General features: G+C 61.4%; 13 protein-coding genes. 5 read left to right on the top strand and 8 right to left on the bottom strand.

Going from position 1 to position 12,991, the window contains the following annotated elements; all coding sequences use genetic code 11:
* Positions 1 to 139 precede the first annotated feature (139 nt).
* From N1937_RS05545 to N1937_RS05535, 3 genes are all read right to left on the bottom strand, one after another.
* Positions 140 to 691, bottom strand: coding sequence for a GNAT family N-acetyltransferase (locus N1937_RS05545; RefSeq protein ID WP_017963522.1), 552 nt, complete (start codon positions 689 to 691; stop codon positions 140 to 142).
* Positions 692 to 757: 66 nt separating this feature from the next.
* On the bottom strand, positions 758 to 1,426 hold the full coding sequence (gene trhA / locus N1937_RS05540) for a PAQR family membrane homeostasis protein TrhA (protein ID WP_026154070.1): 669 nt from the start codon (positions 1,424 to 1,426) through the stop codon (positions 758 to 760).
* A gap of 115 nt (positions 1,427 to 1,541) precedes the next feature.
* Complete coding sequence (locus tag N1937_RS05535; RefSeq protein WP_017963520.1) at positions 1,542 to 1,961, bottom strand: universal stress protein; 420 nt, start codon at positions 1,959 to 1,961, stop codon at positions 1,542 to 1,544.
* Between the two features lie 222 nt (positions 1,962 to 2,183).
* Here N1937_RS05535 and N1937_RS05530 point away from each other — a divergent pair, with 222 nt between their 5' ends.
* Positions 2,184 to 3,044 carry a VOC family protein gene (locus tag N1937_RS05530; protein ID WP_311202834.1) on the top strand — a complete coding sequence of 287 codons (861 nt, stop codon included), beginning with the start codon at positions 2,184 to 2,186 and terminating at the stop codon, positions 3,042 to 3,044.
* Positions 3,045 to 3,054: 10 nt separating this feature from the next.
* Here N1937_RS05530 and N1937_RS05525 read toward each other — a convergent pair whose 3' ends face one another.
* Positions 3,055 to 3,438, bottom strand: a complete 384-nt coding sequence (locus N1937_RS05525) for a hypothetical protein (RefSeq protein WP_017963518.1) — start codon at positions 3,436 to 3,438, stop codon at positions 3,055 to 3,057.
* A gap of 211 nt (positions 3,439 to 3,649) precedes the next feature.
* On the opposite strand from N1937_RS05525, the gene N1937_RS05520 reads away from it, so the two are divergent.
* Both N1937_RS05520 and N1937_RS05515 read left to right on the top strand, forming a co-directional pair.
* The gene (locus N1937_RS05520) at positions 3,650 to 4,816 is read left to right on the top strand and encodes an AI-2E family transporter (RefSeq protein ID WP_017963517.1); all 1,167 of its coding nucleotides are present in this window, start codon (positions 3,650 to 3,652) and stop codon (positions 4,814 to 4,816) included.
* Positions 4,817 to 4,834: 18 nt separating this feature from the next.
* Positions 4,835 to 6,133: an NAD(P)/FAD-dependent oxidoreductase gene (locus tag N1937_RS05515; RefSeq protein WP_162118093.1), complete on the top strand. Its 1,299-nt coding sequence runs from the start codon at positions 4,835 to 4,837 to the stop codon at positions 6,131 to 6,133.
* Positions 6,134 to 6,145: 12 nt separating this feature from the next.
* Here N1937_RS05515 and N1937_RS05510 read toward each other — a convergent pair whose 3' ends face one another.
* From N1937_RS05510 to N1937_RS05500, 3 genes are all read right to left on the bottom strand, one after another.
* A complete protein-coding gene (locus N1937_RS05510; RefSeq protein ID WP_260057815.1) occupies positions 6,146 to 6,490 on the bottom strand; it encodes a PH domain-containing protein in 345 nt (114 codons plus the stop codon).
* A gap of 299 nt (positions 6,491 to 6,789) precedes the next feature.
* On the bottom strand, positions 6,790 to 7,602 hold the full coding sequence (locus N1937_RS05505; protein ID WP_222386192.1) for a polysaccharide deacetylase family protein: 813 nt from the start codon (positions 7,600 to 7,602) through the stop codon (positions 6,790 to 6,792).
* 103 nt (positions 7,603 to 7,705) lie between these two features.
* Positions 7,706 to 8,095, bottom strand: coding sequence for a DUF930 domain-containing protein (locus N1937_RS05500; protein ID WP_162118096.1), 390 nt, complete (start codon positions 8,093 to 8,095; stop codon positions 7,706 to 7,708).
* 239 nt (positions 8,096 to 8,334) lie between these two features.
* Between N1937_RS05500 and N1937_RS05495 the strand changes: the two genes are divergently transcribed.
* Positions 8,335 to 10,443 (top strand): S9 family peptidase, encoded by a 2,109-nt coding sequence (locus N1937_RS05495; RefSeq protein ID WP_260057814.1) that lies wholly within the window; start codon positions 8,335 to 8,337, stop codon positions 10,441 to 10,443.
* A 238-nt stretch (positions 10,444 to 10,681) separates the two neighbouring features.
* Complete coding sequence (locus N1937_RS05490; protein ID WP_222281929.1) at positions 10,682 to 11,206, top strand: DUF1697 domain-containing protein; 525 nt, start codon at positions 10,682 to 10,684, stop codon at positions 11,204 to 11,206.
* 158 nt (positions 11,207 to 11,364) lie between these two features.
* Here N1937_RS05490 and N1937_RS05485 read toward each other — a convergent pair whose 3' ends face one another.
* The gene (locus tag N1937_RS05485; protein ID WP_260057813.1) at positions 11,365 to 12,819 is read right to left on the bottom strand and encodes an MFS transporter; all 1,455 of its coding nucleotides are present in this window, start codon (positions 12,817 to 12,819) and stop codon (positions 11,365 to 11,367) included.
* Positions 12,820 to 12,991: the final 172 nt, after the last annotated feature.

The following is a 12,991-nucleotide window of genomic DNA, read 5'->3' as shown; positions in this document are numbered from 1 at the left end:
CACCCCCATGATGCTTTCAGGCCGCCTCCGGCGAAGCAGGCCGTCCACTTTCTTACACAGCTCAGACTACAATAAAAAGATGGCACGCGCCGTTCACAATGGCTTGCTGATCAGTCCGGACGATTGCGAGGCAGGTGGATCAATCCACCTTGCCGGGCAGGCGAAGTTCCATACAGGTGAGGTCCAGCCAGCGGCCGAATTTGATGCCGACCTCGGAAAATCTGCCGGCGATACGGAAACCGAGCTTTTCGTGCAGCCTGATCGAGGCGGTGTTCTCAGCCTCGATGCCGGCGATCATCACATGGACGTTCGCGGCTGCAGCACGCGCGATCAGTTCCCGCATCAACCGCTCTCCGATGCCCGCACCGCGGCAATCCTTGTCGACATAGACGGAATGCTCGACCGTGTGGCGGTAGCCGTCGAAGGCCCGCCAATCACCATAGGAGGCGTAACCTGCGACCTTGCCCGATAGTTCGGCGACAATGACAGGAAAGCCGCGCGCCTTGCGCGCCCTGAACCATTCCAACCGATTTTCGAGATCGACCAGCGTGTCGTTCCAGATCGCCGTCGTGTGCTCGACGGCGTGATTGTAAATATCGCGAATGGCGGAAAGATCGGCTTCGGTGGCGTCGCGGAGGAAGACAGCGTCTGTCATGATGCTCGGGTTCATATTGTGTGCGAAGGCGGGCATACGCCCCGCCTCGAGAGATGTAAACGACGGACGCGAAACAGGAACGACTTCGGGCACATCAGTCGTTCAGAGGCCTGGTGGCGACAGGCTGAAACAGGTGAAGACGGCCGAATAATGCACCGCCGCGGCGGTGACGACGAAGCCGTGCCAGATGGCGTTCTGGAACCGCAGCTTCTCCCAGACATGGAAGATGACGCCGAGCGAATAGATGACGCCGCCGATGACGATCAGCAGCATCGAGGCGGCGGGAATGCGCGAGGCGACGGGCTCGGCCACCAGTACGCCGCTCCAGCCCATAGCGAGATAAAGCAGGATGGCAAAGCGGTCGTAACGCCCGGGAAAGACGCATTTCAGGATAATGCCGATGGCGGCGAACAGCCAGATCGCGACCAGCATGAACAAGAGCAGCGGATCGTCGGCGCCGCGTTCGAGGAAGGGCGTGTAGGTGGCAGCGATCAGCAGGAAGATCGCCGAATGATCGAAGCGGCGCAGATACCATTTGGTGCGCGAGACCGGCCAGGCATTGTAGGAAAAGGAAATGGCAAGCGTCAGCACCAGCCCGACGCCATAGATCCAGGCGGCGGCGAGCGCGCCGTAGGAACTCCAGACCGTGGCGTAGAAGATCAGCACAGTGGCGCCGATCAGCGCCAGCACGAGACCGACGCCATGGACGATACCGTCGGCGATCAATTCATATCTGTCATAAGCCCAGCGAATGCCGTTGAACTCGGCCATGCACGCTAATCCGTTTCATACCCCGATTGCAATCGTCGCATCGAACGGACGGGCGCGCAACTGTGGCAAAGTGCACGGGCGGTAAATCTTCGTGACAGGCTGCAGTTGCGCAAGATCAAACCTTCTGCCGGTCGACCAGCACCGAGCATTTGGCATGGCGCACGACCCGGTCGGCGGTGGCGCCGATGAAGTAATTGGAAAAGTCGGGAACGTGAGAGGCGACGATAATCAGGTCGGCGCCGTGGCTTTCAGCCGCCGAGATGATGGCTTTGGCGGGCGGGCCGTTGCGGATCTCGACGGTTGCCGCAACACCGGCTGCGGCGATCAGCGCTTCCAGTTGCTCGCGGCTGTCCTTCATGGCGTCCTCGACCATATTGGCCGGCAGTTCGATCGCGACATAGCTCGGCACATCCTCGACGACGTTGAGTGCGATGATCTCGCCGCCTGCGTCGAGTAGGGACGCGGCCTTGCGAAGGATTTTTTCTCCCTTGTCGATGCCGCCGAGCGCGATCGCTACGATGATCTTCCGGTACATGGCTTCCCTCCACGACTGAGATGCATAAGTTTCCTCTTAAGAAGATATGGGCGCATTGATCGCGATCAAGTGGACACAAGTCATCGTCAACAGCTGCTCAACGCTTCATCCTCAAAAGCGGATCTACTGTGAACAATCGGAATGCGCCATATAGGGATCAAGTACGGCGGCCGAGGTGCGCCTTTTATCTTACAGGCCAATTCAGAGGCAGGAGAACAATCCATGACGACCGAAACTTCCTATGCGCTGACGCGGCCCGCTTATATCGACCAGTCGCATCTCGTCGTGACCGACCTCGGTCTGGTTTCCGGCTTCTATCAATCGATGCTCGGCCTGAAGGTGATCGAGAAGATGGCGAGCGGCGAAGTGCTGGGTGTCGGCGATCTCCCTTTGCTGACGCTGACCACTGCAAAGAATGCCATGATCGCGCCGCGCAATGCCGCCGGCCTTTTCCACACCGCTTTCCTGATGCCGAACCGGACGGAGCTCGCCCACTGGCTGCGCCATGCGGCGCAGAACAATGTCGTCCTCGACGGCGCTTCGGATCATCTCGTCAGCGAGGCGATCTATCTGTCCGATCCCGAAGGCAACGGCATCGAGATCTATGCCGACCGGCCGCACGAACAGTGGAAATTTCATCAGGACGGCATGATGGAGATGGCGACCCTGCGTCTCGACCTGCAGGCGCTCTATAACAGCGCGCCTGGTGAGCGCTGGGACGGCATGGCTGCGGGGACGGCGATCGGCCACTTGCATCTGCAGGTCGGGGACATCCCGCAGGCAGACGCCTTTTACCGCGACGTGCTCGGCCTCAAGCTGATGGCGCGTTATCCCGGCGCGAGCTTCTTTGCGAGCGGCGGTTACCACCACCATCTCGGCGCCAATATCTGGAACAGCCGCGGCGCCATGGCTCGCGCCGGCAACATGACCGGGCTTTCGGACTATAAGATCCGTTTCAACGACAAGGCGACGCTGGATACGGCGGTCTCCAAGCTCGACGCGCTGGAGATCAACAGCGAGAAGCGCGACGGCGGCGTCTTCTTGAAAGATCCGTGGGGCATCGGCCTAACGCTGTCGGCCTGATCCGAAGAGGCTATCGGACCTTCTCGGCACCGGATGGTGTCGTCACCTGCGTCGGTCCACCCCCGTTTCCACTCGGCGATGGTGAACGGTCCACAGCTTCCGGAGGCCTTACCGGGCCGGAGGCAGGATCGTTGTTGAAGGTGCCAGGGCCCGATGGTTGCGCATTGATCGGATCCGGCTTGGTCGAGGCTGTCGCCGTTGGATCATTATTGCTGGGGTTGGGCCAGATCGCGACACTGACGCCGGCGATGATGAGGACCGCCAAGCCGGCCGCGATGATCCCCCAGACCCACCATCGCCGCTGGTCGGAGGCGTCAAGCGTCGCCTTGTCCGCATAGGGCGGCTCGGTGCGGTAAGTCTCGGTGGCATTGATCTGATCTCGATCTGCAGTCATGGCTGTAACTCCTTCCGAGCCCGAACTCCCGTGACCGAAAACTTGTTCCGGCGCGAAAGCCTCACATTCACATGATGACCGCTCGTGCGGTCGCAGGCTCCGGGTGCGACAATTGTGCGATAGCGGACACAGCGGTTCGATTGACGGCGGAACCGGAACCGCACCGGCGCGTTTCCGTCACGAAGCAATGGGGCTTCGGGGACCTCACCGCATGGGCATCGCCAATGGCATCCGCAAACACGCAAAGAAGATCGCCATCGGCGAGCGCCATACCAGCGCCTGGGCACAGTCATTGAAGGAGGCGGCCGAGGAGCTGCCGCCGCCACCGCTGCACCGGCTGGAAAAGGACGGGCTCGATGTCAGCATGGCCTGGGCGATCATCGGTATCTTCGGCATTCTCTTCCTTGCCGCCGTCTATCTGATGTCGCTGATCCTCATTCCGATCACACTTGCCGTCGTCGTCGGCATGATCCTCGGCATGGCGGCAGAAAAGCTCAGCAGGATGGGGGTTCCGCGGCTTGCCAATGCCTTCATCCTGTCAAGCAGCGTGGCGCTGGTGATCTTCCTGCTGATCAACTCGCTCGCCGACCCACTGACGACGCTTGCCAATGAGGGCCCGGCCTTTGCCGAGCGAACCATCAACCGCGTCATGCCTTATCTGGAGCGTATCAGATGGCTGCATATCACGCCGGCGACATTCGAAAGCGGGTCGATGTCGATCGGTGCGCTGCTCGAGAACACCGGCAACGTGCTGCACGTGGTGACCACCAGCCTGACGCCGGCGCTGGTGCAGGGGATGATCTTCTTTGCGGCGCTGCTTTTCTTCCTCGCTGGTCGGGTCAACCTGCGCAAGACGATCATCATGACCTTCCGCACCCGCACGCAGCGCCTGGCGGCCATCCGTGTCATCAATGCCGTCGAGCAGGTGCTCGGCTTCTATTTCGCCACGGCCTCGCTGATCTATGTCGGGCTCGGCGTGGTCATGACTGTCATCGCCTACGCCGGCGGGCTATCGGCGCCGGTGCTCTGGGGCTTCTTTGCCTTCCTGTCGAGCTTCATCCCCTATCTTGGCATCACGCTGATGACACTTGCCGTCGCGGTCGCCGGGATCATCACCTACGATGACTTCATCATCGGCCTGATGCCGGCCGCGGCCTTCTTCACCGTCCATCTCCTCATGGAGAACCTGATCTTCCCGGCGGTGATGGGACGGCGGCTGGAAATCAATCCCTTCGTCGTTTTCCTCGCCATCCTGTTCTGGACGTGGATGTGGGGTGCCGTCGGCGCCATGCTGGCGCTGCCGCTCTCGCTGATCGTCATGACTGTTATCGAAGAATTGCTGATCGAGGAAAAGCCGCAGCCGCAGTTACCGAAATGATCAACCGTGGAGCCGTCAGTGGCATCTGATATCGATCTTGCCGAATCCGATCACGACCAGATGGTGAGTGGCCGCTCTCTCTGGGGCAAAAGCGGCATAGGGCCGCAATGGCGGCCGATCGGTCAGAGTTTTACCACCGACATCGCCGTCATTGGCGGCGGCATCACCGGCGCATTGGTTGCCGAACATTTGACGGCGCGCGGTTTTTCCGTTGTTGTCATCGACCGGGAGGAGCCCGGTTTCAGCAGCACCGCGGCGAGCACGGCGATGCTGCAATGGGAAACCGACAGCACGCTCACCGAACTCGAGGATTATTATGGCTTCGAGCGCGCCGCCGGCATCTATCGCCGCAGCGGCGCAGCAGTCGCCGGCCTTGCCAAGCTGATCGCCGCAAACGGCATCGCCTGCGGTTTCCGGCCGCGCAACACGCTCTATCTCGCCGCCAATCGCGAAGGCGCGCGGGACCTCTTGGAGGAGCGCCAGCTCCGTCGCCGGGCGGGTCTGCCCGGCGTCTATCTCGAACATCCCGATCTCTTCACGCAGTTCGAACTCGACAGGGATGGCGCGATCTATTCGCCGGGTTCGGCGGAGGCCGATCCGCTGCTTCTGACATGGGCCTTGATCGAGATGGCGGTGCGGCGCGGCGCGCGACTGGTGAGCGCCTCCGTGACCGCGCTCAACAGCGAAGGCGATCGCGTGACGGCGGAGACGGACAGCGGTCATCTCATCGACGCGCGTCATGTCGTGCTTGCGACCGGCTATTCGTTGCCGGGTGTCGACATGCCGAAGCTGCACCGCGTCAGTTCGAGTTGGGCGCTCGCCACAGTGCCGCAGGACCCGGCAAATTTCTGGCGCGACAGGGCACTGATCTGGGAGAACAGCCACCCCTATCTCTACATGCGAACGACGGCGGACAATCGCATCGTCGCCGGCGGCGAGGACGACGAGACGAGCGATGCGGCGGCGCGCGATCGCAAGCTGCCGGCCAAGATCATCGCAATCCAGGAGAAAATGAAGCGGCTGTGGCCGAAGGCGGATACGCGCGTTGCTCATGCCTGGTGCGGAACCTTCGGCGAGACGGCCGATGGCCTGCCGCTGATCGGCCCGGTGCCGGAGATACCGCATGTGTTCGCAGCCTATGGCTACGGCGGCAACGGCATCACCTTTTCCTACCTCGCCGCACAGATGATCGGCGCCATGCTCGCCGGCATGCATCGCGACTGGTTCGAGGATTTCGCGCTCGACAGGGATGGGCCGGGTTTAGCACGCTTTCATTCTGGAATGTATAGAAACGAGACGGAAAGCCAAAGGCGCTAAAATTTCAGTCGTCTAGCTGGCTTGCTTTCTTGCACTCATTCGCAATTCTTCAACATGTTTAGCCACTTCGCGAACGTTTGAGATGCCGATAAAGGCGAATTTTTTGACGCTATCCCCTTCTCCCTCCCGACGGAAAGTGAGGGTTCCCGAGCGGTCCCATTTTTCCCGTACCTCCACGACGTTGATGGCCGTTGGTGCTATCGTCATCGCTTGTCGTCTGATTAGGTTTCGAACGATGAGAAGCCTGCGATCGGTGGCGGCGTAAGCGGTTCGGCCCGTAGCGATCATATCGAAAACCGCGCCCGCTATGGCCGCGACACCGGCCAGTAAAAAGACTCCGGGGAATATGATGCCCATTATTCCATCCGCCTTTTCGACGACGGCAAGCGCATTGTCAGCCGGCAGAAAGCCAACGCACCCGGAGATCACACAAATGAGGCCGATAATTAATTCAGGACACTTGGAAACGAAAGTTCCCCAGGCACCTGGTTGCCCTGTCCAGACAACAATTTCGGAGGGATGAAGCTCATTTTGAATTTCGCCTTCGACATTCCAAATCGCACGAGAACATGCGCTCCCCTACGTTCCCGCAACCGAACAAACAAAAACAGCATTATTCGTTTTCCGGGGGTAAACAAGCAAGAGATTCGGACGCTCTATTCGGTCGTCTTGTCGTCACCGGTGTCCTCGACATCCTCGAGGCGGACGAACTCCGTGCCCTTGGCCTTGAGATCGACCAGCGCCTTCGCCACCCCCTCGCCCGCCGCATGGGTCGGCTGGTTGATGTGGGAGATGACGACGTCGCCGTCCTTGGCCGAGGCGATGCGTTTTTCGGTGATGACAGCCCCGAGCAGCGAGCCGCCGTCGCCGTTCACCGAATAACCGGCAATGCGATAGCCCATGGCGCGGATCTCGCCGATGGCGGAAAGATCATATTTGGCGGTCGAACCCCGGAACCAGTGCGGCGCCGGGATGCCGGCCGCGACCATGGCGGCAGCGCCGCCTTCGACCTCCTGCCGCACCGCCTGCGGCGAGCCGGCAGAGGCGATGCCATAGACCAGCGTCGGCGTGTCGACGGCCGGAACATGGTTCTGGCCATGATTTTCGAGTTCGAAGAGATCGGGATTTTGCAGGAATACGGCAAGTGCTGCGGGATTGCGCTTCAGCCAGCGGGCGGTGACGAAGATCGTTGCCGGGATGCGTTCACGCACCAGCGTCGAAAGGATGCGCTCGTCCGCCTGCCCCATGCAGGCATCGAAGGTCAGCGCAATGCGGGGATGGCGGGCGGCATTGGAACGGGCGATGTGCAGATGCGGCTCGACCAGCTTTGGCGCCGGCGCCTTCGGGGCCGGACTAACCGCAGCCGGTACCGGACTGACCGCGGTCGGCACGGCTGACGGAATTCCGTCCGCGAATGCAGCGGACATGCTGACGAGAAGAAAAGCCGACGCGAGCAGGATGCGGTTCATATAATGGGTTTCTATGGTTCGAACTGCCGATTTTAGCGGCAGCTCTCTCCTGGCGCCATGCGGCCGGATGTCACCGCAGCCGCTTTGGGCGGACAGGGCCGTATCAGTCGTAGAGATAATACTTGTCCCACTTCTCGCGCGGCACCTTCTCGCCGATCTCGTAATCGAGCTCGCGCACGTTGATATGCTGCGGACCGGTGATGCAATTGTAGGAGAGATGGTACCAGTCGCCCTTGCTGCGGAAGACCGCACCCGGCGCATCCAGCGAATCGTCGCCGGGGATCGGGTCCTTGAAGGTGTAGGCGATCACCTTGTCGGGCTTGAAGCCGGTGCTGTCCTTGTTGATGCGGCTCATCGCCTCGGTGTCGCAGCTCTGTTCCAGCCGGGTGGAGGGATCGAGTTTTTCCAGCTGCTTCTTGATGGCGGGATCGACGGCAAAGGCGGGGGCAGCAAGGCTTGCGAGGGATAGAAACAGGACCAGACGTTTCGGCATTGCGGAGAAAATCCCTTACTGTTCTGCAATTTCTACCCTACCGCCGACAGCTTGCCGGGAGCTTGGCACGTGCAAATTCACTGAGATAGCGGACTTTGTTAAATATTGTGGTGACATCAAGGCAAGGTGGGCTGGGCGTCCTCCTTGTCTGTGGAAGGCCATCCGTGTCCTTGCCGCTTGATCCGGCGGCGGCGCGCCTCTATCTCTTGCCAACCCGACATTCCCACCGGAGCCATTCCTTGTCCGTTTTCAAGAGCCTGCCGACACCGCCTGCCGCACCGAAGAAGCCCGTCTCCGATACGCGGCACGGCATAACCCGCACGGACGACTATGCCTGGCTGCGCGCCGACAACTGGCAGGCGATGTTCAAGGATCCGTCGATCCTCGACCCTGAGATCCGCCGCCATCTCGAAGCCGAAAACACCTATATGAACGCGGCGATGGAGGACACCAAGCCGCTCCAGAAGGTGCTGTTTGCCGAGATGCGCGGCCGCATCAAGGAAGACGACAGCTCGGTGCCGATGAAGGACGGCGCCTATGCCTACGGCACCTTCTATGTCACCGGCGGCGAACAGCCGCGTTATTTCCGCATCCCACGCGACGGCAATGTCGCCGACGAAACGATCCGCACCGTGCTGCTCGACGGCGACAAGGAGGCTGCCGGTAAGGCCTATTTCCGTCTCGCCGGCCTCGACCATACCAGCGACCACAGTCGCGGCATCTGGGGTTATGACGACAAGGGCTCGGAATTCTTCACGCTGCAGGTGCGCGACCTCCAGACCGGGCAGGATCTTGCCGACCGGATCGAGAATACCGGCGGCGGCGGCGTCTGGGCGCCCGACGGCAGGAGCTTCTTCTATTCGGCGCTCGACGAGAACCACCGGCCGTCGAAGGTGTTCCACCATATTCTCGGCCAGCCCCAGTCGGAAGACCGGCTGGTCTATGAGGAAGCGGATGCCGGCTTCTTCATGGGCGTCGGCGGCTCGCTGCTCGACGATTTCATCTATATCGACATTCACGACCACGAGACCAGCGAATACCGGCTGCTATCGACCAAGAACCTGACAGCCGAGCCGAAGCTGGTGGCGGCACGCGAGGAAGGCATCGAATATTCGATGACCGAGGGTGGCGACGTCTTCTACATCCTCACCAATGACGGCGGCGCCAAGGATTTCAAGATCATGGAAGCGCCGGTCGATAATCCGGTCAAGGAAAACTGGCGCGAAGTGGTCGCTCACAAGCCCGGCACGCTTGTTATCAGCCACATGGCCTATGCCCGCCATCTTCTGTGGCTGGAGCGCAAGGATGGGCTGCCGCAGATCATGATCCGCGATCGGGCGACCGGCGAGGAGCATGCGATCGCCTTTGCCGAGGAAGCCTATTCGCTGGGACTGCAGGGTGCGGCGGAATACGACACGGATATCATCCGCTTCTCCTATTCGTCGATGACGACGCCGTCGCAGCTCTACGACTACAACATGGTGACGCGCGAGCGCACGCTGCTGAAGACGCAGGAGGTGCCGTCCGGTCACAATCCCGACGACTACGTCACCCGCCGCGTCTTTGCCCCGGCATGGGATGGCGAGAAGGTGCCGGTCACCCTGCTCTATCGCAGGGATACCCCACTCGACGGCAGCGCCCCCTGCTTGCTCTATGGCTACGGCGCCTACGGCATCGCCATTCCGGCCGGCTTCAACACCAACTGCCTGTCGCTCGCCGACCGGGGCTTCGTCTATGCCATCGCCCATATCCGTGGCGGCAAGGACAAGGGATTTTCCTGGTACGAAGACGGCAAGATGGACAAGAAGACGAATACCTTCAAGGACTTCGTCGCCGCGGCCGATTATCTGAATCAACAGAAGTTCACCTCTTACGCGAAGATCATCGCCGAGGGCGGATCGGCCGGCGGCATGCTGATGGGCGCGGTTGCCAACATGGCGCCGGAGAAGTTCGCCGGCCTCATTGCCGCCGTTCCCTTCGTCGACGTGCTCAACACCATGCTCGACGACACTTTGCCGCTCACCCCGCCGGAATGGCCGGAATGGGGCAACCCGATCGACAGCAAGGAAGAATACGAGCAGATCTCCTCCTACTCGCCCTATGACAATGTCGGTGCAAAAGCCTATCCGCCGATCCTGGCGCTCGGCGGCCTGACGGATCCGCGCGTCACCTATTGGGAGCCGGCCAAATGGGTGGCGAAGCTGCGCGACAAGACGACGGGCAACGCGCCCATCCTGCTCAAGACCAACATGGACGCCGGCCACGGCGGCGCCTCGGGCCGCTTCCAGCGGCTGGAGGAGATCGCGTTTGAATATGCGTTTGCGATCAAGGTGGCTGGGAAGATGTAACGGTTCAGACGACGTGGGGCGTGCCGTGGGCACCCCCCTCTGCCCTGCCGGGCATCTCCCCCACAGGTGGGGAGATCACAAGTGGGTTGACCATCCTGCTCATCTACCGTTTCGCCGTGCTGAAGCATTAATTGTTTGGGGAAGCCGATGCGCCCAGCCAATCTCCCCACCTGTGGGGGAGATGCCCGGCAGGGCAAAGGGGGGGCGGCACGGCACACAGGCCTAGGGAGACACCGAAATGCCCGTCTATATCGCCCTACTCCGCGCGGTGAACGTCGGTGGCACCGGCTCTTTGCCGATGGCCGAGTTGAAGGCGATCTGCGAAGGCCTCGGCTTTTCCGACGTCAAGACCTACATCCAGAGCGGCAACGTGCTTTTCCGTTCGGATGAAGCGGAAAAGACCGTGGAGGAGCGGCTCGACGAGGCGCTCGGCAGGACGATGGGCAAGCGGCCAGGCGTGATGGTGCGCACCCGCAAAGAACTCGACGGGATCGTTGCCGACGTACCCTTTCCCGATGCCAAGCCGAACTTCCTGCTCGTCTATTTCCTGCCTGAAAAGGCGCCCGGCGATGCACTGGAGACGATGGTGGCGCCCGACGGCGAGGAGGCCAAGCTCGCCGGCCGCGAAATCTATGTGCATTATCCCAATGGTTCCGGCCGCTCGAAGCTGAAGCTGCCGGCGCTGAAGCCTGGAACGTCGCGCAATCTCAACACCGTGCGCAAGCTTGCGGACATGGCGGCGGCGATGGAGGACGGAGACTGAGGGCAAGTCGTGGGACCATGACATCGTATAGAATTTGATTCAAGCGACGTGCTTCATCTCCTTGTTTTCATGCATATCCTCGCCGCACGACCGCCGCGCATCCGTGGCCGTATTCATCAGGTCGCCAGCATCTCTCCGGGCTGCCGGGAAAGCCTGCGTCAGCCGTTGGCGACGGCGCCTTTCGTCTGGTTGGCCTTGTAGCCGGTAATCTCCTCTCCGGCGGTCGGCGAGAAGCGCAAGTTCCAGAAGGTGGCGGTGATCGAGATGATGGTGACGACGACGAAGGCCGCCGAGAAATCGCCGAGGGCCGGCGTCTCAGTGCCTGACAGGGCCATGGAGCCGTGCAGCGCCAAGGCGCCGATGCAGATGCCGAGCGACAGCATGAGCTGCTGGAAGGTGGTGTAGAAGCTGGTGGCCGAGCTCATCCGCTCCTTGCTGATCTCGTCATAGGCAATGGTGTTATAGGCGGTGAACTGGAACGACAGGAAGAAGGCGCTGAGCACCAGGACGATAAAGACCAGCGGCATCGGCCAGTCCGGCCGAAAGGCGGCACAGAGGCCATAACCGATCGTCCCGAGGATGCCGTTGAGGACGAGGCTTCTGCGGAAGCCCAGCCGGCGGAAGACAAACTTCGCCATCGGCTTCATGGCGAGAGCGCCAAGCGCGGTCGCGATGATGATCTGACCGGCCGCAGCGGCAGACAGGCCGAAGCCGATCTGAAAGAGCAGCGGCAGCAGGAAGGGCTGCGCCCCTTGCGTGATGCGCGTCAGCGAACCGGCGATCACCGACGTGCCGAAGCTCGGTACCTTCATCAGCGAAAAATCCATGATCGGCGACGGGTGCTTGCGGGCATGTCTGAGATAGGCGATGCCGAAGAGCAGGCCGATGGCGATCAGGAAGATCGAGAAGGCGCCCTCGCCTTCGTGGCTCGACATTTCGAAGCCGAAGAGCAGCGAGCCGAGCGAGATGCCCGAGAGGATGAAGCCGATCGTATCGAAGCGACCGTTCGCCTTGCCCTTGACCTCGTCGATGTAGATCGAGACGAAGATCATGCCGATGATGCCGATCGGCACATTGATATAGAAGATCCAGCGCCAGTCGAGATAGGTGACGATGAAGCCGCCGAGCGGCGGGCCGACGATCGGTCCGATCAGCGCCGGCACGAGCAGCCAGGACATGGCGCTGACCATATCCTTGCGGTCGACGCTGCGCATCAGCACCAGGCGCCCGACCGGCATCATCATCGCGCCGCCGATGCCCTGAAGCAGCCGCGCCAGCACCAGGAAGGACAGCGTCGGCGCCAGCGCGCAGAGGATGGAGCCGACGACGAAGACCGCGATGGCCGAGCGGAAAACGGTGCGGGAGCCGAAAGTGTCGGCCATCCGGCCGCTTGCGGGAATGAAGATCGCAAGGCTCAGGAGATAGGAGGTCAGGGCGATCGACATCGCCGGGGCGCCGACGCCGAAATCGTGCGCCATGGTGGGCAGCGCGGTCGCGAGCACGGTCGCATCGATGTTTTCCATCAGCATCGCACTGGCGACAATCATCGCAATCACCCGGAAATTGGGCGTGGCGCGCCGAACCATCGGCGCCTGGTAAATCTGATCCGACATCGTCCGGGATCACTCGCGGTGGCGCGGCGGAGCATACAAGGCAGCAAGGCCGCGGGGGATGACATGGCGCAAAGCCAAGGGGAGACGATTTGCTATACGCCCCGCGATCATGGCGGCGCTATGTCTTTTATGGCAAAGCTGCTTTGACGAGAGGTAAAGGCAGGTCACGATT

Origin of the sequence: Rhizobium sp. WSM4643 (assembly GCF_025152745.1) — a bacterium.
Lineage (GTDB): Bacteria > Pseudomonadota > Alphaproteobacteria > Rhizobiales > Rhizobiaceae > Rhizobium > Rhizobium leguminosarum_I.
Note: the sequence above shows the minus strand (reverse complement) of the source record. Positions and strands in the feature narration are given on the sequence as shown.

Coding starts and splice junctions, on each gene's coding strand:
- N1937_RS05545 (WP_017963522.1), bottom strand. CDS start 691: ATGCCCGCCTTCGCACACAATATGAACCCGAGCATCATGACAGACGCT.
- trhA (WP_026154070.1), bottom strand. CDS start 1,426: ATGGCCGAGTTCAACGGCATTCGCTGGGCTTATGACAGATATGAATTG.
- N1937_RS05535 (WP_017963520.1), bottom strand. CDS start 1,961: ATGTACCGGAAGATCATCGTAGCGATCGCGCTCGGCGGCATCGACAAG.
- N1937_RS05530 (WP_311202834.1), top strand. CDS start 2,184: ATGACGACCGAAACTTCCTATGCGCTGACGCGGCCCGCTTATATCGAC.
- N1937_RS05525 (WP_017963518.1), bottom strand. CDS start 3,438: ATGACTGCAGATCGAGATCAGATCAATGCCACCGAGACTTACCGCACC.
- N1937_RS05520 (WP_017963517.1), top strand. CDS start 3,650: ATGGGCATCGCCAATGGCATCCGCAAACACGCAAAGAAGATCGCCATC.
- N1937_RS05510 (WP_260057815.1), bottom strand. CDS start 6,490: ATGGGCATCATATTCCCCGGAGTCTTTTTACTGGCCGGTGTCGCGGCC.
- N1937_RS05505 (WP_222386192.1), bottom strand. CDS start 7,602: ATGAACCGCATCCTGCTCGCGTCGGCTTTTCTTCTCGTCAGCATGTCC.
- N1937_RS05500 (WP_162118096.1), bottom strand. CDS start 8,095: ATGCCGAAACGTCTGGTCCTGTTTCTATCCCTCGCAAGCCTTGCTGCC.
- N1937_RS05490 (WP_222281929.1), top strand. CDS start 10,682: ATGCCCGTCTATATCGCCCTACTCCGCGCGGTGAACGTCGGTGGCACC.
- N1937_RS05485 (WP_260057813.1), bottom strand. CDS start 12,819: ATGTCGGATCAGATTTACCAGGCGCCGATGGTTCGGCGCGCCACGCCC.